This is a genomic window from Borrelia tillae (genome assembly GCF_055693965.1).
The window spans coordinates 286,708-307,359 of the sequence record NZ_CM146346.1 but is presented as its reverse complement, the minus strand read 5'-3'; the positions used below and the strand labels follow the sequence as shown (position 1 = coordinate 307,359).

At 32.2% G+C, this 20,652-nt stretch carries 25 protein-coding genes and 1 pseudogene; all 26 read left to right on the top strand.

Annotated elements, in window-relative coordinates; all coding sequences use genetic code 11:
- Nucleotides 1–5 precede the first annotated feature (5 nt).
- Nucleotides 6–1,202, top strand: coding sequence for a cell division protein FtsZ (gene ftsZ / locus ACWUD1_RS01505; RefSeq protein WP_472756780.1), 1,197 nt, complete (start codon nucleotides 6–8; stop codon nucleotides 1,200–1,202).
- Nucleotides 1,203–1,889 carry a tetratricopeptide repeat protein gene (locus tag ACWUD1_RS01500; RefSeq protein ID WP_472756779.1) on the top strand — a complete coding sequence of 229 codons (687 nt, stop codon included), beginning with the start codon at nucleotides 1,203–1,205 and terminating at the stop codon, nucleotides 1,887–1,889.
- A 5-nt stretch (nucleotides 1,890–1,894) separates the two neighbouring features.
- Nucleotides 1,895–2,769 (top strand): annotated as a pseudogene (dprA, locus tag ACWUD1_RS01495) (DNA-processing protein DprA).
- A 74-nt stretch (nucleotides 2,770–2,843) separates the two neighbouring features.
- A complete protein-coding gene (hslV, locus tag ACWUD1_RS01490; protein WP_472756778.1) occupies nucleotides 2,844–3,386 on the top strand; it encodes an ATP-dependent protease subunit HslV in 543 nt (180 codons plus the stop codon).
- Nucleotides 3,386–4,741, top strand: coding sequence for an HslU--HslV peptidase ATPase subunit (gene hslU / locus ACWUD1_RS01485; RefSeq protein WP_472756777.1), 1,356 nt, complete (start codon nucleotides 3,386–3,388; stop codon nucleotides 4,739–4,741). The genes hslV and hslU overlap by 1 nt, the downstream gene beginning before the upstream one ends.
- A gap of 32 nt (nucleotides 4,742–4,773) precedes the next feature.
- A complete protein-coding gene (gene flgB / locus ACWUD1_RS01480) occupies nucleotides 4,774–5,181 on the top strand; it encodes a flagellar basal body rod protein FlgB (protein WP_472756776.1) in 408 nt (135 codons plus the stop codon).
- A 25-nt stretch (nucleotides 5,182–5,206) separates the two neighbouring features.
- Nucleotides 5,207–5,665 carry a flagellar basal body rod protein FlgC gene (gene flgC / locus ACWUD1_RS01475; RefSeq protein ID WP_472756775.1) on the top strand — a complete coding sequence of 153 codons (459 nt, stop codon included), beginning with the start codon at nucleotides 5,207–5,209 and terminating at the stop codon, nucleotides 5,663–5,665.
- 16 nt (nucleotides 5,666–5,681) lie between these two features.
- A complete protein-coding gene (fliE, locus tag ACWUD1_RS01470; protein WP_472756774.1) occupies nucleotides 5,682–6,011 on the top strand; it encodes a flagellar hook-basal body complex protein FliE in 330 nt (109 codons plus the stop codon).
- Between the two features lie 13 nt (nucleotides 6,012–6,024).
- Nucleotides 6,025–7,731, top strand: coding sequence for a flagellar basal-body MS-ring/collar protein FliF (gene fliF / locus ACWUD1_RS01465; protein WP_472756773.1), 1,707 nt, complete (start codon nucleotides 6,025–6,027; stop codon nucleotides 7,729–7,731).
- Between the two features lie 19 nt (nucleotides 7,732–7,750).
- Entirely contained in the window at nucleotides 7,751–8,785 is a 1,035-nt protein-coding gene (gene fliG, locus ACWUD1_RS01460; protein ID WP_472756772.1) for a flagellar motor switch protein FliG, read from the top strand.
- A 14-nt stretch (nucleotides 8,786–8,799) separates the two neighbouring features.
- Nucleotides 8,800–9,720: a flagellar assembly protein FliH gene (gene fliH / locus ACWUD1_RS01455; protein WP_472756771.1), complete on the top strand. Its 921-nt coding sequence runs from the start codon at nucleotides 8,800–8,802 to the stop codon at nucleotides 9,718–9,720.
- Between the two features lie 22 nt (nucleotides 9,721–9,742).
- Nucleotides 9,743–11,050, top strand: a complete 1,308-nt coding sequence (locus ACWUD1_RS01450; protein ID WP_472756770.1) for a FliI/YscN family ATPase — start codon at nucleotides 9,743–9,745, stop codon at nucleotides 11,048–11,050.
- Complete coding sequence (locus ACWUD1_RS01445; protein WP_472756769.1) at nucleotides 11,047–11,478, top strand: flagellar protein FlbA; 432 nt, start codon at nucleotides 11,047–11,049, stop codon at nucleotides 11,476–11,478. Before ACWUD1_RS01450 ends, ACWUD1_RS01445 begins: the two co-directional genes overlap by 4 nt.
- On the top strand, nucleotides 11,471–12,085 hold the full coding sequence (locus ACWUD1_RS01440; protein WP_472756768.1) for a periplasmic-type flagellar collar protein FlbB: 615 nt from the start codon (nucleotides 11,471–11,473) through the stop codon (nucleotides 12,083–12,085). The genes ACWUD1_RS01445 and ACWUD1_RS01440 overlap by 8 nt, the downstream gene beginning before the upstream one ends.
- A gap of 144 nt (nucleotides 12,086–12,229) precedes the next feature.
- Complete coding sequence (locus ACWUD1_RS01435; RefSeq protein WP_472756767.1) at nucleotides 12,230–13,258, top strand: flagellar hook-length control protein FliK; 1,029 nt, start codon at nucleotides 12,230–12,232, stop codon at nucleotides 13,256–13,258.
- 12 nt (nucleotides 13,259–13,270) lie between these two features.
- Nucleotides 13,271–13,714: a flagellar hook assembly protein FlgD gene (gene flgD, locus ACWUD1_RS01430; RefSeq protein WP_472756766.1), complete on the top strand. Its 444-nt coding sequence runs from the start codon at nucleotides 13,271–13,273 to the stop codon at nucleotides 13,712–13,714.
- A 4-nt stretch (nucleotides 13,715–13,718) separates the two neighbouring features.
- Entirely contained in the window at nucleotides 13,719–15,050 is a 1,332-nt protein-coding gene (flgE, locus tag ACWUD1_RS01425) for a flagellar hook protein FlgE (RefSeq protein WP_472756765.1), read from the top strand.
- Between the two features lie 16 nt (nucleotides 15,051–15,066).
- Nucleotides 15,067–15,285 carry a flagellar FlbD family protein gene (locus tag ACWUD1_RS01420; RefSeq protein WP_472756764.1) on the top strand — a complete coding sequence of 73 codons (219 nt, stop codon included), beginning with the start codon at nucleotides 15,067–15,069 and terminating at the stop codon, nucleotides 15,283–15,285.
- Nucleotides 15,285–16,070, top strand: coding sequence for a motility protein A (locus tag ACWUD1_RS01415; protein WP_472756763.1), 786 nt, complete (start codon nucleotides 15,285–15,287; stop codon nucleotides 16,068–16,070). Before ACWUD1_RS01420 ends, ACWUD1_RS01415 begins: the two co-directional genes overlap by 1 nt.
- Nucleotides 16,070–16,858: a flagellar motor protein MotB gene (gene motB, locus ACWUD1_RS01410; protein ID WP_472756762.1), complete on the top strand. Its 789-nt coding sequence runs from the start codon at nucleotides 16,070–16,072 to the stop codon at nucleotides 16,856–16,858. The genes ACWUD1_RS01415 and motB overlap by 1 nt, the downstream gene beginning before the upstream one ends.
- A 46-nt stretch (nucleotides 16,859–16,904) precedes the next feature.
- Nucleotides 16,905–17,438, top strand: coding sequence for a flagellar basal body-associated protein FliL (fliL, locus tag ACWUD1_RS01405; RefSeq protein ID WP_472756761.1), 534 nt, complete (start codon nucleotides 16,905–16,907; stop codon nucleotides 17,436–17,438).
- Between the two features lie 43 nt (nucleotides 17,439–17,481).
- Nucleotides 17,482–18,540 carry a flagellar motor switch protein FliM gene (gene fliM, locus ACWUD1_RS01400; RefSeq protein WP_472756760.1) on the top strand — a complete coding sequence of 353 codons (1,059 nt, stop codon included), beginning with the start codon at nucleotides 17,482–17,484 and terminating at the stop codon, nucleotides 18,538–18,540.
- A gap of 59 nt (nucleotides 18,541–18,599) precedes the next feature.
- On the top strand, nucleotides 18,600–18,944 hold the full coding sequence (gene fliN, locus ACWUD1_RS01395; RefSeq protein WP_472756759.1) for a flagellar motor switch protein FliN: 345 nt from the start codon (nucleotides 18,600–18,602) through the stop codon (nucleotides 18,942–18,944).
- Complete coding sequence (locus ACWUD1_RS01390) at nucleotides 18,937–19,587, top strand: flagella biosynthesis regulatory protein FliZ (protein WP_472756758.1); 651 nt, start codon at nucleotides 18,937–18,939, stop codon at nucleotides 19,585–19,587. Before fliN ends, ACWUD1_RS01390 begins: the two co-directional genes overlap by 8 nt.
- Nucleotides 19,588–20,361: a flagellar type III secretion system pore protein FliP gene (gene fliP / locus ACWUD1_RS01385; RefSeq protein WP_472756757.1), complete on the top strand. Its 774-nt coding sequence runs from the start codon at nucleotides 19,588–19,590 to the stop codon at nucleotides 20,359–20,361. It begins immediately after the preceding gene.
- A gap of 12 nt (nucleotides 20,362–20,373) precedes the next feature.
- Nucleotides 20,374–20,637: a flagellar biosynthesis protein FliQ gene (fliQ, locus tag ACWUD1_RS01380; RefSeq protein WP_472756756.1), complete on the top strand. Its 264-nt coding sequence runs from the start codon at nucleotides 20,374–20,376 to the stop codon at nucleotides 20,635–20,637.
- Nucleotides 20,638–20,652: the final 15 nt, after the last annotated feature.

Below are 20,652 nucleotides of genomic sequence, written 5' to 3'. Positions count from 1 at the left end.
ATTTAATGAAAGATTATAATATTATTGATAGTCATTCAAAGAGGTTTGATTCTGCTACAAATCCTACGGTTCTTAAAGTAATTGGTGCAGGCGGTGGTGGTAGTAATGCTGTCAATCGCATGATTGAGTATGGAGTGCGAGATGTTGAATTTATTGTAGCAAATACTGATCTTCAAGCTCTTCAAACTTCTATTGCTCCAATAAAGATTGCCCTTGGATCCAAAGTTACCTCAGGCCTTGGAGCTGGTGGTAGACCTGAGATTGGGCAGGCCGCAGCAGAGGAAGATATTGATATTATTAAGAATCATCTAGCAGGGGCTGATATGGTATTTATTACTGCTGGTATGGGCGGAGGAACTGGAACTGGAGCGGCCCCTGTTATTGCTCAAGTTGCTAAAGAACTTGGAATTTTAACAGTTGGAGTTGTGACTAAGCCTTTTAAATTTGAAGGTCCTAAAAAGATGCGACTTGCTGAACAGGGGATAAATAACTTAAGGAAGTCGGTTGATACTTTAATTATTATTCCAAATCAAAAACTTTTGACTGTTGTTGACAAGAGAACTACAATTAAGGATGCTTTTAAGCGAGCAGATGATGTTTTAAGGATGGGTGTTCAGGGGATTGCGGGTCTTATTATTGAGCATGGAGAAGTTAATATTGATTTTGCTGATGTTAAGAGTATTATGCAAGGTCAAGGTGATGCTTTGATGGGTATTGGTTATGGCAAGGGTGAGAATAGGGCAGTTGATGCAGCTACTTCTGCTATTAGTAATCCTTTGCTTGAAGAGGTTAGAATAGAAGGTTCTAAAGGACTCCTTGTGAATATAACTGGAGGTGAAGATTTCTCATTGCTTGAGCTTGAAGAGATTATGGGAATTATTACTGCTAGTGTTGACGATGAGGCCACTGTAATATATGGACATGCCATTAATTCAAATCTTGATGATGAGATTTATGTTACAGTTGTTGCTACTGGTTTTTCTGCTAAAAAGCAAAAAGATTTGTCAGGAGTTCTTGAAAATAATACATTAAGTTCAAAGGAATTTGATAGTTTAATGTCAGGTAATCAGGATGCTTCAGGTAATGTTTATGCAGCTAATGATAACTTTATAGCCAAGTCAAAGAATGTTAATTATTTTGAAGATGATATTGATGTTCCTACGTTTTTGAGAAATTTAAATAAAAAAAATAGTGACAATTAAATGAAAAAATGGTTTTCAATATTTTTGCTTTTGATTTCTTGTGGTGATGAGGCTAAGGAAAAGACCAATCTTGGGCTTAGAATAAGAGAAATAGAACTAGCAGGTGGTGGTCCTTTAGAAAAAATTGAAGTTTATAAGGAATTTATTGGTAAAGAAGAGCAAAATGTTTTAAAAATAATAAATTCTATTGACAAAAAGGCTAGATTTTTCAATTTAATTGGACTTGAACTTATGAGTCTTGGTCAATATGGCCCCGCTATTGAATTTTTTAATAAAAATTTAGAGTTTGGTGCAGACAATCATTTATCCCATTTTTATATAGGAGTTTCTTCTTATAGTTTAGCTAAAGGAATGGCAGACAGGGATAAAATTAAGGAGTATTTTGCTTTATCTGAGGATTCTTTTTTAAAATCAATTTTTATTAAAGATGATTTTAAAGAAGCTATTTTTGCTCTTTCTACTATGTATGTTTATGATCTTAATAAACAGTTAGAGGCTAGGGGATATTTAAGTAAACTTGAGTCTATGGGAGAGGATTATTTTGAATTTTTGATGTTACGGGGTACAAATTATTATTCTCTTGGTGATTTTGATAATGCACTTTTATTTTACAATAAGGCAAAGAGTAAGGCTTCAACTCAAGAGCAAATAGAGGGAGTGGATAGAATAATAAGTAGTTTTAAGTAATTTTTATGTTTAAATTGCTTTATGTTGATAATTTAAGATTTTTAAAGAGTGAAGAAAAACTTAAAATTTTTAATAATTTTGATTTAGAAGATCTTTGTAAATTAAGTTTAGAAATCTGTTTGTTTATTTATCTAGGGCTTTTAAAACGGTTTATAAGCTTCCAGATCTGAAATTGATAGAATTACAGCAGAAAATTATTGATAGAACAGGTGCAAAGGTTGTGGTTCTTGGAACCAAAGATTATCCTTTAAAGCTTAATAGGATTTATGATCCACCTTTTGCTATTTATTATAAGGGTAGTCTTCCAGATGTTAATTCTATGTCTTGGGCTGTTGTTGGTTCAAGGCAAATTAGTATGACTTTAGCTAATAGAGTTAAAGAATTGTCATCTCATCTTGCTAGGAATCATGTGGAGATAGTATCTGGATTTGCGATAGGAGCTGATATTGCAGCGCATCTTGGTGCAATTAATGAGAAAAAAAGGACATATGCGGTTATTGCAACGGATATTGATAATATTTATCCAAAGCAAAATAGAAAATATGTTGCGCGTCTTTTAGAAAATGGCGGAGGTGTTCTTACGGAGACTTTGCCTTATGAAAAGATACAAAATTATTTTTTCGCAAAGAGGAATAGAATAGTTGCTGGTCTTTCAGATGTTGTTTTTATTACTTGTGCACCTAAAAAATCAGGAGCTTTGATTACTGCTGAGCTTGGACTTGATTTAGGCCTTGATGTTTATGTATATAATATTGATTATTCTGGAGATGGTTCTAGGTTTTTATATGATTCTGGGGCTTTGGAAATAAAATCAATACCAGATCTTTATAAGATACTAAATGTTCAGTATAATGGGCCAGAAATTGGTGATAACTTTTAGGTCTGTTGTATAGGCAGAGATGCATAGAGTATTATTAATTAATTATTGAATGAAATACCTAGATAGGGGGAGTCATGAGTTTTAAAGGAACCACAGTTATTGCAATAAGAAGGGGAGGAAAAACTGTAGTAGCGGCAGATGGGCAGGTGACTTTTGGATATACTGTTTTAAAATCTAATGCTATAAAAATAAGAAAATTAGTTAATGGCAAAATTTTAGCGGGTTTTGCAGGTTCAACTTCTGATGCTATTACTCTTTTTGAGAAATTTGAAGAGAAAGTTAAGGCCAGAGAGGATGGAATTATTGATATTAAAAGAGCCGCTGTAGAACTTGCCAAAGATTGGAGATCTGATAGGATACTTCATAAGCTTGAAGCTATGATGCTTGTTGCTGATTCTGATAATATTTTATTGATCTCAGGCACTGGGGATGTTATTGAGCCTGAAGAAGATGTGATCTCAATTGGCAGTGGGGGTAATTATGCATATTCTGCAGCTCTTGCTTATATGGAAAATAAAAAATTAAGCGCTGCTGATATTGCCCTCAAATCTTTAAAAGTGGCATCAAAAGTTTGTATATATACGAATTCAAATATTGTGCTTGAGGAGATTAATTGATGGATAAGATTGAAAATCAAAATATAGTGCCCAAAGAAATTGTTGCAGAGTTAGATAAATATATAATAGGGCAGGTTGAGGCAAAAAAATTGGTTTCAATTGCGCTTGTTAATAGATATATAAGATCTAAGCTTCCTAAGGAAATAAGAGATGATGTTATGCCTAAGAATATTATTATGGTTGGTTCGACTGGAATTGGTAAAACTGAGATTGCAAGAAGGCTTTCAAAGTTTATTAAAGCTCCTTTTATTAAAGTTGAGGCTACAAAATATACTGAGGTAGGTTATGTGGGTCGTGATGTTGAGTCGATGATTCGTGATTTAATGAGTATTGCGGTGAATATGGTAAAGGAAGAGATGTACGATTCTGTTCGTGACGAGGCTAATAAGCGTGCAGAAGAGAGAATCATTGATAAGCTTTTAAAAGCTTCTGAGAGTTCTGGAAATGATGATGGTGTGAGTGATGAGGAGAAGCAAGTTCGTGAAAAATTAAGAGAGAAATTTAGAAAGCAATTGAGAAGTGGGGCTATTGATGATAGTCTTGTTGATGTTTATGTTTCAGGCAAAATGCCCGTTTCTACTATAGAGATATTTTCTGGAAATAATTTTGAAGAGATTGATATGAGTATTGGGGGGCTAATTAATAATATATTTGATAGAAAGAAGAGAAAAGAATTGGCAATTAAGAAAGCCAGGGAAATAATTATATCTGAGGAACTTGAAAAATTGGTTGATCATGAAAATATTGTAGAGATTGCTAAATCAAGAGTTGAAAATATGGGAATTGTGTTTATTGATGAAATTGATAAGATAGTGACTAAAAATAGAACCGGAAACGATGTATCTAGAGAAGGTGTACAAAGAGATATTTTGCCAATTGTTGAAGGGTCTAAAGTTAATACTAGATATGGCATAATAGATACTTCTCATATTTTGTTTATTGCTGCAGGTGCTTTTAATTTATCAAAACCGTCGGATTTAATACCAGAACTTCAAGGTAGGTTTCCAATTAAAGTTGAGCTTAAAAGTTTAAGTGTAGAGGATTTTAAAAATATTTTAAAATGTACTGAAAATTCTTTAATAAAACAATATGTTGCAATGTTTAAGGTTTATAATTTGACTCTAACATTTAGTGATGAGGCAATTGATAGAATTGCTGAACTTGCTTTTAGTATGAATTTTGAGGGAGAAAATCTTGGAGCAAGAAGGTTGCACGGGGTTATGGAAAAGATTCTTGCGGATCTTTTTTTTGAGGCTCCTGGCAGTAAGTTAAAAAAAATTGAAATAAATTTGGACTATGTTAATGAAAAAATAAAAATTAACGAACAAAAAGATTTGAATTATTATATAATATAGTAAAAATCAGTTTGTAATGTGAGGGTATTGTTTTGAATAGTTTTGAGAGAGCAATTGATTTGTCACATCGATATTTAGATGTTCTTATTTTGAGACAAAGTGTAATGGCTGATAATATTGCAAATGTAGACACTCCAAATTTTAAGAGAAGTAATGTCACATTTGAGGCTGAACTTGAGAGAGCAGTTTTAAATGAAAATACAACTGATTTAGCATTGGCAAAAAGCAATGACAGGCATTTGGATGGCTTTAAAGAGGTTGGATATTTAGATATCAAACCTCAGAAAATGTTGGATTATCTCTCTACTTTTAATAATAATGGTAATAATGTTGATATTGATTCTGAGATAAAAAGTCTTGTTCAGAATCAAATGATGTATAGCTTATTTACAAATATTCAAGCGCATCATTTTAAAAGTGTAAACATTGTAACAAAATAAGTTATAACTTTGAGGTATATTAAGTATGGGATTGTTTTCAAGTATTAATACTGCTTCAACGGGTTTGACAGCTCAAAGATTAAGGCTGGATGTTATTGCAAACAATATTGCAAATGTGGAGACTACTAGAACTTCTGAGGGAGGTCCTTATAGAAGGCAGAGAATAATTTTTTCTCCAAGAGTTGTAAGCCCATATTGGAAGGGGCCTTTTGTTCCCGATTATCTTGATAATGGAGTTGGTCAGGGTGTAAGAGTTGCTGGTATTGAAAAAGATAAATCACCTTTAAAACTAAAATATGATCCAACTCATCCTGATGCAATAAAGTCTGGTGATCGAAGTGGTTATGTAGAACTTCCTAATGTAAATGCTGTTGAGGAGATGGTGGATATGATATCTGCTTCTCGTGCTTATGAAGCAAATTCTACTGTTATTAATAGTAGTAAAGCAATGTTTAGGAGTGCATTATCAATATTACAGAATTAAAGGAGGTTTGTAAAAAATGAGAATAGATCCTTTTTTTGCAGATAATAATGTTGATTTAATTCGTAAGAATCCTTTGCATTTTGATAGGAGTTCTTTTGGTATTGATGTTAAGAGCGAAAACAAGGTTAAAACTTTTAAAGATCTGTTTTTCAATTTAATATCTGATGTGAATAATAGTCAGTTGAATGTATCTAGGCTATCACAGCAAGCTATTTTACATCCAAATAGCGTGGATGTGCATGATATTGTAATAGCTATGGCTAAAGCTAATATGAATTTAAGTATTACAAAAGCTATTGTTGAGAAAAGCGTAAGGGCTTATCAAGATGTAATTAATATTCGTTAAGGAGCTACGCAATTTGAGCAATTTTATTACTAATTTTTTTGCATCGGTCAATAAGAATTTCAAAAAAGCCAGTATGATTCAAAAAATGGCTCTTGGTATTATTGTTTTATTTATAATTTTGGCATTGATATTCCTTGTAGGATTTTCTACTAGGAGGCAAGGTGTTGTGCTTTTTGGTACTAGTATTAAAGAGCAATACTTGCTAGATAGAATAATAGAAAGATTGGATAGGGAAAATGTTAAGTATACTGTTACTGCTGATGGCAAGATTTATTTAAGTGATGAAAATGTGTCGAAGAAAATAAGAGCAATTCTTGTAAGAGAAGAGCTTGTTCCTGTGAATATGGATCCTTGGTCTCTCTTTGATATTGATAGATGGACCATTACGGATTTTGAGAGAAATGTTAATCTTAGGCGATCAATTACGAGGGCTGTTGAGCAGCATATTGTTGCTCTTGATGATGTTGATGCTGTTAGCATCAATCTTGTTATGCCTGAAAAGGCTCTTTTTAAGGAGTCACAGGAGGCAGTTAAAGCTTCTGTTAGAATTACTCCTAAGCCCGGATCTGATATTGTCACTAATCGTAAAAAAGTGGAAGGGCTTGTTAAGCTGATTCAATATGCTATTGAAGGACTTGAAGCAGACAATATTGCTATTGTTGATAATAAAGGGACTATTTTAAATGATTTTTCTAATATAGATGGTATTGATAGGATTGATTTGGCTGAAAAGGAAAGAAAACTTAAATTAAAATACGAATCTATGCTTCGCGATGAGATTGATTCTGCTTTAAGTAAGGTTTTATCTGTTGATAGATTTATGATAGCAAGGGTTAATGTTACTCTTGATACTTCTCGTCAAACTACAGAGTTCAAAGAGTATGCTCCTATTGAGATTGAGGCACAAGATCCAAAAGTTCCTTATAATACAAGAAAAGTTAGTGATTCGACGTTAATTTCGTCTCAGATACACAAAAGGGAATATGAAGGACAAGGTTATAGTCCTTGGGGGCCACCTGGTCAAGAGGGTAATACTCCACCTGAATATCGGGATTTAAGTGATATTATCGGCAAGTCCAATGAATTTAAAGAAATAAAGAATGTTGCTCTTAATGAGAAGAAATCTTTAAGTGAAAAGGAGCCTGCCAGAATTGCAGGAATTTCTCTTGGCATCTTTATAGATGGTATGTGGGATTTTGTTTATAATGACTCTGGCAATTTTGTTATGGAAAATGGCATGCGCAAAAGGGAATATAAGCCCATTTCTGATGAGGCTTTAAAAAATATTACAGATGTTTTACAGAGTTCTTTTGAGTATAAGCCAGAAAGGGGTGATTCAATTACCGTTAGGAATATTGCCTTTGATCGGACAAATGAATTTAGAAAAATAGATGAAGATTATTTTGCAGGAGAGAAATTTAAGTTTCTTATTTTTGCATTTAGCGTGATATTTGCATTATTGATATTACTATTTACAATATTTTTCATTGTATCTAGAGAGCTTGAGAGAAGAAGACGTCTTAGAGAAGAAGAGTTTGCAAGACAAGCACATTTAAGACGTCAACAGGCATTAATGGATAGTGACGATATTGGTGTTGATGATGTTGTTAGTGGACTTAGAGATGATGATGAGCTTCAAAGTAACGCTGAACTTTTAGCTAGAGAAAAACCTGAAGATGTTGCTAAGCTCATTAGGACATGGATTGTTAAGAATGTATAAAGGGTAATTGGTTTATATGATGGACGAACAAAAGGACAAAGATATACTTGGTGTTTCTACTTTAACGGGTAAGCAGAAAGCAGCTATTTTATTAGTTTCGATAGGTTCTGAAATTTCATCTAAGGTGTTTAAGTATTTGTCTCAAGAAGAGATAGAAGCTTTGACATTTGAAATAGCAAAACTTGATATTGTTACGTCTGAGATTAAAGATACTGTTCTTCTAGAATTTAAAGAGTTAATGATGGCTCAAGAGTTTATTCAAAAGGGAGGTATAGAGTATGCTAGAGAGCTTCTTGAGAAATCTCTTGGTACTCAAAAAGCAGTAGATATTATTAATAACTTAGGTTCTGCCTTGCAATCAAGACCTTTTGAATTTGTAAGAAGAGCAGATCCTGCTAACATTTTAAACTTTATTCAACAAGAACATCCACAGACAATTGCCTTAATACTTTCATATCTTGATCCTCAGAAAGCTTCATTTATTCTTTCCAGTCTTCCTACTGAGATTCAGACTAATGTTGCAAGGAGAATTGCATTAATGGATAGGACTTCTCCTGAAGTGGTACGGGAAGTTGAGAGAGTACTTGAGAAAAAATTAGCATCACTTTCTTCAGAGGATTATACTTCAGCTGGAGGTGTTGATAACGTTGTTGAGATAATCAATATGGCTGATCGAAAGACAGAGAAATTTATTATTGAGTCTCTTGAAGAAGAGGACCCTGAGCTTGCAGAGGAAATTAAGAAAAAAATGTTTGTATTTGAAGATATTGTACTTCTTGACGATCGATCAATACAGAGAATTTTAAGAGAGATAGATGGTCAAGAATTAGCAAAAGCTTTGAAATCAGTTGATATGCCTGTGCAAGAGAAAATTTTTAAGAATATGTCTAAAAGAGCTGCTGGCATGTTGAAGGAAGATATGGAATTTTTGGGACCTACTAGACGTAAGGATGTTGAGGAAGCTCAGCAAAAGATTGTTTCTCTTATTAGAAAGCTAGAAGAGCAGGGTGAAATAGTAATCTCAAGAGGTGGTGAAGAAGATGTTCTTGTGTAAGAAAGGAGTGATATTTGCCTAAGGTTTTATATAAGTCAAAAGAAGTTGTAAATGCAGTAAAGTTGGAATTTGTTGAGATTACAAACCCTATTTTTAAATCCTTGGAAGTTAAGAGGAGAGAAAGTGAGATTTGTGATATGGACAGTCGCAGCATTAAGCTTAAAAGCGAACTTGAAGACTTAATAGAACAGAGATCAAGGCTGCAAGAAAAAATTCAACATGAACATAAACTTGCTAAGCAGGAAATAGAAAATGAATGTTCAAAGCTTATTGAAGAAGCTAAGGAAAAAGCTAGTAAAATAGTAGATTTAGCTAATGAGCAGGCTGAAGCTTTACAAAAAGAGGCTGAGAACAAGAAAGAGGCAATTGAACTTGAATCTAATTTAGAAATCGAAAAAATAGTTAAGGAGCATGAACAAAGATTAAAAAGAGAACTTGAAGTTGAGACTGAAAAAGGAAGGAATGAAGGATATGATGCAGGATTTAGAAAAGGTTGTGAAGATTTTGAGCAAGTACTAGGCAAGTTAAATAAAATGATATCTTCTTTGGTGGCAAAGCGAAAGGAGATTCTTGAATCTTCAGGTGAGCATATAATGAATCTTGTGATGCAGATTGCAGTTAAAGTTGTTAAAAAAATTGTAGACACTCAAAAAGATGTTGTTATAGAAAATGTAAATGAGGCATTAAAGAAAATCAAAAGTAAAACAAATATAATTATTCGTGTTAATCTTGATGATATAGATGTTGTCGCTCATAAGAGACAGGATTTTATTTCTAAATTTGATATTATAGAAAACTTAGAAATTATTGAAGACGTTAATATAGGAAAGGGCGGTTGTGTTATTGAAACTGATTTTGGAGAAATAGATGCCCGAATTTCATCTCAACTCGATAGAATAGAGGAGAAATTTAAAAATTTTTCTTCTATATTCTAGAGACTAAGGAATATAGATATAGATGAATAATTTTTTTGAAGATTATTTAAAAATATTGGATGATGTTGACGTTATATCTCTTGTAGGTAAGGTAAAAAAAATAAAAGGACTTTTGGTAGAGAGTCTAGGTCCAAAATGCGGTATTGGTGATTTGTGTTTAATCGAACAGAGGAATGGTAAGAAAATATGTGCTGAAGTTTTGGGTTTTAATGGTTCTTTTGTTAGTCTTATGGCTTATGAAGGATTTGATGGGATTGAAGTTGGTGACAAAGTTTATTCTTTAAATAAAAAGCTGCAAATTAATCTTAGTGATGAATTACTTGGAAGAGTAGTTGATTCTCTTGGTAGACCTATTGATAATAAGGGTCAATTTTTTGGTAATCATTATAAGGAATTGAGTTTTAAGAGTATTAATCCTTTAAATAGAGGAATTTTTTCTGAGCAAATAGTTACTGGTGTTAGGGTGCTTGACGGATTTTTACCAGTTGCAAAGGGGCAGCGTGTAGGTATTTTTTCAGGTGCTGGTGTGGGAAAATCTACTTTGCTTGGTATGATTGCTAAAAATTCTAAAGCAGATATTAATGTTATTGCATTTATTGGGGAGAGAGGTCGTGAGCTTAATGAGTTTATTAAATATGAGCTAGGGGAAGAATGTTTTAGGAGAAGTGTGTTAATTGTTTCGACTTCTGATGAATCCCCCATTTCAAGATATAAAGGTGCTTATACTGCAACGCTGATAGCCGAATATTTTAGAGATCGCGGGATGGATGTTATGTTTCTATTTGATTCCATTACAAGATTTGCAAATGCTAAGAGAGAAATTGGTCTTTCTATAGGAGAACCACCTGCTACTAAAGGGTATCCCCCTTCTGTTTTTGTAGAAATTCCTATTTTGCTTGAACGCTCAGGTCTTAATGGTAAGGGTAGTATTACAGGATTTTATACTGTGTTTGTTGAAGGTGATGATTTAACAGAACCAATAGCTGACAACATGAGAGCAGTTTTAGATGGCCATATTATTTTAGATAGAGAGTTATATGATAGGGGAGTTTATCCTTCGGTAAATATTTTAAGTTCAACTTCAAGATCTCTTCATAGAATAGTAAGCTTTGAAAAACAAAAATTAATATCTAAAATTAGAAATTTATTATCAATTTATAAAAACTATGAAGATTTAATTAAGACAGGAATTTATGTGAAAGGTTCCAATAATGAAGTTGATTTGGCAATTGCGAAATATCCAAAAATTATTGATTTTTTGTCCCAAGGTATGCAGGAAGAATTTGATTTTGAAAATCTAGATAATGAAATAAAAGAGATACTAGCTTGAATGCTTTAGTTTTTAAGAAAAAGAAATTTGAAAAAATCTTGAGTATTAGGACTTATGCTAGGAAGTCTAGTGAAAACGATTTGATAAGCATCAATGATGAGATTGTAAAAATAGAAGAATTTTTAGAAAAAAGTTTTAAGGATTTAAATAAGTTGAGCGATATGGATATCTTTTTAAAGGGAAATTATTTGGATTATTTGACTTTAAGAAAAGAGAAAGAAGTGGAAAACCTTGTTAAGTTGAGGCATGAGCATAAAAAACGACATGATATTTTTTTAAATAAGTATAGAGAAGAAAAAAAGGTTGACATATTAATAGAAACTTTAAATAATACTATAACTAAAGAAAAAACAAAAAGTGAAAACTTGTTTTTAGATGAATTTGTTAATTACAAAGTTTGTAAAAGATTAGGGAATAACAATGAATAGTTTTTTGTCATTTTTACTTAGATTTTTTTTATGGTTATTTTTAGTTATTTTTTTCTTAGGGTTTTTGTTTTTTTTGGTTGATTTATTTGGAATATATCATACTAGAAATTATTTACCTATATATGTCAGGACTTTGCTTTTTAAGGAAAATGCTCAGCCACTTGAGTATACGCATATTGGTCTTGATGAAATTAGGATGATAAAAGAAAAAGAGGCTATTTATATTAAAAGTCAGCAAATAGAGAAGTTCAGGGAAGAGTTAAAAAGAAAAGAAGATAATTTGAATAAATTAGAATCTGAACTTAATCAAAAGCAAAAAGATTTAGATCTGAAGCAGAAAGTAATAGATGACATTGTTAATAAATATAAAGATGAAGATGCAAACTTTACACAGGCTGCTTTATATTTAGTTAATATGCCACCAGAGGATGCTGTTAAGAGACTTGAAGAGCTTAATGATGAGATTGCTATATCTTATATGCGTAAGGTGGAAGATATGGCTAAGAAAGAGGGACGGTCATCTGTTGTGCCTCGTTGGTTATCTCTTATGGATGCTAAGAAGGCCGCTGTATTAATTAGAAAAATGTCTGTTAATTTATTGGAGTGATGATGAATAATTTAAGTCAAGTTATTTCCAATTTACCAAATTTGAGCAAGGGTTGCAATTTTGTAAATGGAGGAAGTATTTTAAATCAATCTAAAGGAAAAGGAGATTCTTTTTTCAAATTTTGTTTTCTCAGAGATTCAAAATTTGTCTAAATCTAAAGAGTTGGTGCTAGAATTTGTAAACTTTTTAAAAAGTAATGGTCTTATAAATAAAGATTTTAAGGGTACCTCCTTAAGGCAGTCTTTGGTTTTAAAAAAATTGAGTGATAGTGATTTTATTTCTGATTTGAAATCTTTAGTAAAAAGAATGGATTGGTCATTTAACTTTGAAAGTCTGAAGAGTTTGAAGGAAAGTTTTAAGTACGAGTCTGCTGGTAAGAGAGATATATTAAAGAATGTTGAAAAGGTTGTATCTGATCTTAATATTTTATTTGGTAATGTAAATTTTCTTTTTAATTTTGATGTTGTGGGCATTGATATTGATTTTGGTCATAAAAATTTGCATGGTGTAAAGAAAGATGGGGAAAAAAATATTATTAGTATTGATGTTAAAAATTTTAAGAAAAATAATAATATCAAAGAATTTTTAGGATCAGGTTCTAGGGTCAGATTGATTGATAATGAAAATATTGTTGGTAAATATGATATTAAAGAAACTTTTGACGGATTTGCAAAGTCCATTAACGATCTCTCTAATTCTAATACAAGATATGTTAAAGAATCTTTTACAAATCAAATTGCTGATAATTTGATATCAGAATGGAACTTGAAAGTTAATCATAATATTGTGGATAAAGCTAAAATTGTGTTAAAATCGAATGATACAGGAGAAATTAGACTGATTTTAAAACCCAAAAAACTTGGTAGTATAAGAATTAATTTAAATCTTGATTCTAATAATAATTTATTAGGCAAGATAATAGTTGACAATCATAATGTCAGGGCTCTTTTTGAGCAAAATATGTATTCACTTAGTAAGATGTTAGACGACAATGGTTTTAATACCAGTTTAAATCTTGCTCTTGCAGGTAATGGTTCTGGATCTTTTCCTAGTAATTTTGAAGACGATATTGAAAAGCAACATTCATCTTTAAGCAAGAGTAAGATCTTTAGAGTTGAAGATGATATTGAAATTTCTGATGATTTGGAAAAAAATATTAATTTTATTGTCTAGGATGGAGGACATATGAGTGCAATTAACAATATTGATCATTTGGTGGGTAGTAATAATATAAGTCAGGCTAGGACAATGTCTAATCCTAAGATAAAAAGAGATATTAAGGGAAGTAATCTTGGTCGAGATGATTTTTTGAAATTGCTTATTACTCAACTTAAATATCAAGATCCTACAGATCCGATGAAAGATAAAGAGTTTATTGCTCAGATGGCACAGTTTTCAGCGCTTGAGCAAATGACAAATATGAGCAAATCTTTTGATAGTCTTTCATCTGCTCTTAGTGTAAATAAAGATTTGAATTTATTGGGTAAAATAGTTGAATTTGAACATGTTGATGGAGAAATTATTAAAGGTAAGGTTACAAATATTAAAACTGGATTAGTGCCACAAATTATGATTGATGGAAAATATTATGTTTATGATAATATTTTATCAATAGGATTAGAGGAGTAATTATATGATGAGATCTTTATATGCTGGTGTTTCTGGTCTTCAGAATCATCAAACAAGAATGGATGTTGTTGGTAATAACATTGCAAATGTTAATACTATTGGATTTAAAAAAGGAAGAGTTAATTTTCAAGACATGATATCTCAAAGTATTTCCGGAGCATCTCGTCCTACTGATGGACGTGGGGGTGTTAATCCAAAGCAGGTTGGTCTTGGAATGAGTGTTGCTACTATTGATACTATTCATACTCAAGGGTCATTTCAAAGTACTCAGAAAGCATCTGATCTTGGAATTAGTGGAAATGGTTTTTTTATTTTAAGAGATGGTAATAATTCTTTTTATACAAGATCTGGTGCATTTGATGTTGATTCTGAGAGGCGCTTTGTAAATCCTGCCAATGGAATGAGAATTCAAGGTTGGATGGCAAGATCCATTGGAAGAGAACAGGTTATTAATACATCAGCTGATATTGAAGATTTAATTATTCCTATTGGAGACAAAGAAGGTGCTAAGGCTACTCAGCAGATTACTTTTGCTTGTAATCTTGATAAGAGATTGCCTGTAATAGAAGAAGGTGCAAGCGAAATTGATATTGCTCGTGGCACTTGGGTTGTCAATAAGACTATTTATGATAGTTTTGGGAATACTAGTGTTGTTGAACTTAGGGTTGTAAAGGATGCAAGCACGCCTAATACATGGAATGCTACAGTGTTAGTGAATGGAGAGGAGAATTCCAATTTTACAATGGGCTTTGATAATGAAGGAGCATTGCTTTCTTTGAATGGTCAAGTAGGTCAGCCGGGTAATTTGCTTGAAGTTCCTATAACTTTTGATATTGTAGATGCTAATAATGGAGAAGGTAATGAGCAACAAACTATTAATCTTAGGCTTGGGAATGTTGGCAGTTATGCTGATTCAATTACGCAGTTTGCTGATGCAAGTACTACAAAAGCTATTGTTCAGGATGGATATGGCATGGGATATATGGAAAATTATGAAATTGATCAGAATGGAGTAATCACAGGAATTTATTCAAATGGAATTAGGCGAGATATTGGGAAGATTGCGCTTGCCTCATTTATTAATCCTGGGGGGCTTTCAAAGGTAGGCGATACTAATTTTAGTGAAACTAGTAATTCAGGTCAGGTTAGGGTAGGCGAAACTGGTTTGGCAGGGCTTGGTACTATTAGGGCAGGAGTGTTAGAGATGGCTAATGTTGATCTTGCTGAGCAATTTACAGATATGATAGTTACTCAAAGAGGTTTTCAGGCCAATGCTAAGACTATCACTACTTCAGATCAGTTATTGCAAGAGCTTGTAAGGCTTAAGAGTAGTTAATTTTTTGTTTTAGATTATGATTTATGTAACTAAACTTAATGGTGATGGATATTATTTAAATCCTTGTCATATTGAGAGCATTGAGGCTAATCCTGATACTACAATTCTTCTTATGAATGGTAAGAAATTGATTGTAAAGGAGAGTTTGGTAGAGGTGGTAGACAAAATCAAGATGTATAGGAGAGAAGTTGCTTTGTTAGATAGCATTACACAAGGGGATAAGGGAGTTGGGTGATGAATTTGGCTAGTATAATTGGATGGGGCGTTGGATTTGGCGCTATTTTAATTTCTATGGCATTTACTCCTACAGGATTAGGGGTTTTTTGGGATTTAAGTTCTGTGTTTATTACGGTTGTTGGTTCTTTTTCTGCACTTATTGCGTCTTCAGAAATTCTCATTATTAAGAAAATTCCTATATATCTAGGATTTTTCTTTAAAAGAAGTTCTTTTGGCAAGGTCCCTATTATAAAGACTTTAGTGGAACTTTCAGAGAAAGCTAGGAAAGAAGGCCTTTTGTCTCTTGATGATGAACTTGATCAAATTGGAGATCCTTTTTTTAAGTCTGGAATGAGACTTGTTGTTGATGGTGCAGATCCTGAGATCATTAAAACTATGCTTTACCTTGAACTTGATCAGATGCAAGAGAGACATAAGGTTGGAGCTGATCTTTTTGGAACTTGGGCCAAGCTTGCCCCTGCTTTTGGAATGACAGGTACACTTATTGGACTCATAGCTCTTCTTGGAAATCTAGAAGACAGGTCAGCACTTGGTTCTTCTATGGCTGTTGCTCTTATTACGACCCTTTATGGTACGATAATGGCAAATTTAATGTTTATTCCTATTCAAATTAAATTAGAATCTATAGATCTAGAAGAAGTATCAGTTCGAACCATGATAGTTGAAGGTATTTTATCAATCCAAGCAGGTGATAATCCTAGGATTTTGGAACAGAAACTGGTAACATTTTTAACACCTAAAGATAGAAGTCAGCTTGGAAGTGGTCTTCTTGGGAGTGATTGATGGCATTTAGACTTAGAAAGAAGCGAGCAAAACGTGAAGAAGGCGCCCCTGATTATATGTTAACGTATGGAGACATGGTTACTTTATTGCTTGTTTTTTTTGTTACTATGTTTTCATTGAATGATATTGTATTCAAAGAAAATGTATTAAAAATATTGACGGCTTCATTTACAGGTTCCGGATTTTTTAACGGTGGAAAGACTTTAGATATGAATAAGCTTTCTTATTTGAGTAATAATTTTTTAGCTGTGCCTTCTACTGAGAAGAATAAGCAAGCTTCTCAAGCAGCTAAAAATAAATCTATGATTGAATTTATTGAGAAGATTCAATCTAATAAAGTTATTGTCAGACACCATGAACGGGGTGTTGTTGTATCTCTTTTGTCTGATGCTTTCTTTGATTCAGCTAGTGCTGAAGTTAAGCTTGATGGCAATAGGGAGACTATACAAAAGATAGCTTCTTTTATTGGGTTTCTAGATAATCAAGGATATAATTTTAAGATTGAAGGACATACAGATAATGTTGATGTTGATATAAATGGAATTTGGAAAAGCAATTGGGAACTGTCATCAGCAAGAGCGGTAAATATGTTAGAGCAGATTTTAAATTACACGGATCAGTCTAAAATGCGGAGTATTGAAAGTAAATTTGAAGTATCTGGTTTTGCAAGCAGTAAGCCGATTGCTACAGATGATACCCCTGAAGGTAGAGCTTATAATAGAAGGATAGATATTTTAATTACTAGCGATGCTTCTTTGAGTTCTACTAAAGGTATTAATCAAAAATAATATTTCAGTAGTGTGGTAATGAAAGAAGGAATTTAGAGGAGGTAATATGTCTGAAAAGGATGATAGTAGTATTGATGTGGGAAGTTCTGATAGAAAAAAAAATGGACCGCTATCCGATGTTATAATAAAACTTTTGCAAATACTGGCAATAGGACTGTTTACTGTTATTATAATGATAATAGTTTCTTATTTTGTTTCTAAGATGGTCTTAAGTCAAAGTGGGGCACCTAATAATTTCCCAATTTTTTCTAATGAGTATTTAGGAAAACCGCCTATGCTTGTATGGTATGAAAATATAGATGAGATTAGAGGTAATACTCAAGATACTCCTCCAAAGATTTTTAACATAAAACTATCATTGGGTTATGCTGAGAATAATGTGAATATTTTAAGTGAGCTTGGAAGACAAAAAGTGCGATTAAAAGATATTATCAGAGAATATTTTAGTCAGAGAACAGAACAAGAAATAAAAAATGAAAGTCAGATTAAAGCAGAAATCAAAGCTAGGATCAATAGTGTTCTTAGAAATGGTGAAATCAAAGAGATTGCATTAACTCAAGTTGATATTTTTGATATGTAATTTTTTAAAAAGTAGTTTTAAGTAATTTTAAAAGGAATTTTGAATGGCAGGTAATCCGGGAGCATTGTCACAAGACGATATAGACAGTCTTTTAGAGTCTATTAATTCATCTGATAACTTATCATCAGATGATTCACTCTCTAATATCATATCTAGTCCTATGGGAAAGAAGCAAAAAGTTAAGGTTTATGACTTCAAAAGGCCGGATAAGTTTTCAAAGGAACAAGTAAGGACAGTGTCAAGTTTTCATGAAGCATTTGCAAGATATACTACAACCTCACTTTCGGCGCTTTTAAGGAAGATGGTTCATGTGCATGTAGCTTCAGTTGATCAGTTGACTTATGAAGAGTTTATTAAATCTATTCCGAATCCTACTACTTTGGCCATAATTAATATGGATCCTCTTAAAGGTTCTGCCATATTTGAAGTTGATCCTACCATTGCATTTGCAATAGTTGATAGACTTTTTGGAGGAGATGGAGATACTGTTAAGGATAAGAGTAGAGATTTAACAGAAATAGAGCAATCTGTGATGGAAAGTGTGATTATTCGTATACTTGCTAACATGCGAGAAGCTTGGTCTCAGGTGGTTGATTTTAGACCTCGTTTTGGACATATAGAGGTTAATCCTCAATTTGCTCAGATAGTTCCTCCAACAGAAATGGTTATTTTAGTAACCCTTGAAGTTAAAATAGGTAAAGTTGAAGGGCTTATGAATTTTTGTTTGCCTTATATTACAATAGAACCTATTGTGTCTAAGCTTTCAACGAGATATTGGCATTCTTTAATAGGTGTGGGTACTACTAGTGAGAATCTTGACGTTTTAAGAGAAAAACTTGAATATACAGATATGCTTTTGGTGGCTGAAATTGGAGAAGTTAAATTAAAGGTAAAAGAAATCTTGTCTTTAGAAAAAGGAGATGTAATTAATCTTGAAAATTCTCCAATAAATAAGGATTTGGTCTTAAAGGTGGGCACTAGAGAAAAATTTAAGTGTAGAATGGGTCTTGTTGGGAATAAGCTTTCAGTTCAAATTACAGAGAAAGTTGGCGAGGTAGAGGATTTTGATTTGTTAAAGGAGCTCACAGAAGAAGTCGAATAAAGTTTATTAAAGTTTAAATGTATTTTAAATGTATATAAGTTTAGTGAAGAGGTGAATTAATGGCTTTAGATGATAAAAATGATGTTGTTGAAGAAAAACCTGAAATAAAGGGTGTTAAACTTCCAGATTTAATTGATACTTTGCCCGAAGGTGTTGATCCTAGTAATTTTGGTCTTTTGATGGACGTTTCTATGCAGGTTACTGTTGAACTTGGTAGGACTGAGCGTAAAATAAAAGATATTCTTGGCATGTCTGAGGGAACAATTATTACGCTAGATAAGCTTGCTGGTGAGCCAGTAGATATTTTAGTAAATGGCAAAGTGGTAGCTAAAGGGGAGGTTGTTGTCATTGATGAAAATTTTGGTGTTAGAATTACCGAAATAATTAAAATTAAAAATGAATAGGTTAACGTTCTTTACGTCTTTATTCTTAATTTTTTTTATATTTTTTTCTTTTTCTAAAGATTTGTTTGCTCAAGAAAGTGAAATTAACTTAAATGTTTCTACTTCTAGCTTAGAAAACGAAGCTAATTTGCCGATATTTGGGAATGATAAGACAGATTTAGATAATAAAGATATACAAAATATATCCCTCTTTAATATTACAGATTTGGTTATTATATGTTTATTTTTGCTCTTTTTTCTTTTTTGTCTCTTTTTACTTAAAAAAATGATTTTAAATCATAAGAAAATCAAAAGTAATAATAAATCAACTTTTATAAAAGAACTGACTTATTATGAAATGGATGATAAGAATTCTATAAGAATTATCAATGTGTTAGGCAGTATTTATGTATTTTTGATATCAAGTAATGCTGCTACTTTGTTAAGGGAAATTAAACGGGGTGAAGAGCTAGACAATTTAGAATTTGAACTGAACAAATCTAAAAGCTCTGGTAATATAAATTCATTTAGGTCAATTTTTAATAAATTGTTGCATAAGGCTCAAGAGGATGACTCATCGCTTGATGAAACTGAATATGCAGAATTAGAGCATAATATTGAAAATTCTTTAAAAAGTAAGCAGGATAGGTTAAGAAAGTTTTAGATGTTGAATTTAAATAAAAAATTAAGTCTTTTTTTATTTATTGGGATTATAAATCTTTCATTTGCTCAAACCAAGTCTTTGCAAGCTACTACTGGTTTAAATTTTCCATTTGTTAATGATTTTATAAATTCTGGTGGTGGAATAATTTTTCCTCTTCAGCTTTTACTGATATTAACTATAATAACTCTATCTCCAGCTTTGTTGGTCCTAATGACCTCTTTTTTAAGAACAGTAATAGTATTAGATTTTATTAGAAGGGCATTATCTCTCCAGCAATCACCGCCTAATCAGATAATAATGGGATTAGCTTTATTTTTAACTCTTTTTACTATGTGGCCAACTTTTAATCTAATACATAAAGAAGCCTATTTGCCTCTTAAGGATTCAAAAATAGGTTTTAATGAATTTTATAATAAGGGAATTGCTCCACTTAGAAATTTTATGTATAAGCAGATGTCTAATAGTAAACATGAAGAGATTAGATTATTTATGAATATGAGTAATTATTCCAGGCCTAAGAATTTTAGTGAAGTTCCTACTCATGTTCTTATTGCAGCTTTTATTTTGCATGAACTTAAAGTTGCTTTTAAAATGGGTATTTTGATATTTTTACCATTCATAGTAATAGACATTATTGTAGCTGCCGTTTTAATGGCAATGGGAATGATAATGTTGCCGCCTGTAATGATATCTTTACCATTCAAACTTATTCTTTTTGTAATGGTAGATGGTTGGACTTTAATTACTAGTGGACTTATGAAAAGCTTCATGTGATAAGGATTGAAGATGACAACGGGACAAATTATCCATCTTATTAGGATTTCTATTGAAAATATTATTATTCTCTCAGCTCCAATGTTAATTACTGCTCTTATAGTTGGCCTTTTGGTTTCGATTTTTCAGGCTGTTACATCGATTCAAGATCAAACGCTTAGTTTTATTCCTAAGATTATCATCATACTTTTAACTCTTGTCATATTTGGTCCTTGGATTTTAAAGAAGCTTATTCAATTCGCTTTTATAGTGTTTAGTCAGATACAAAATATATAATGTATGGATTGATAT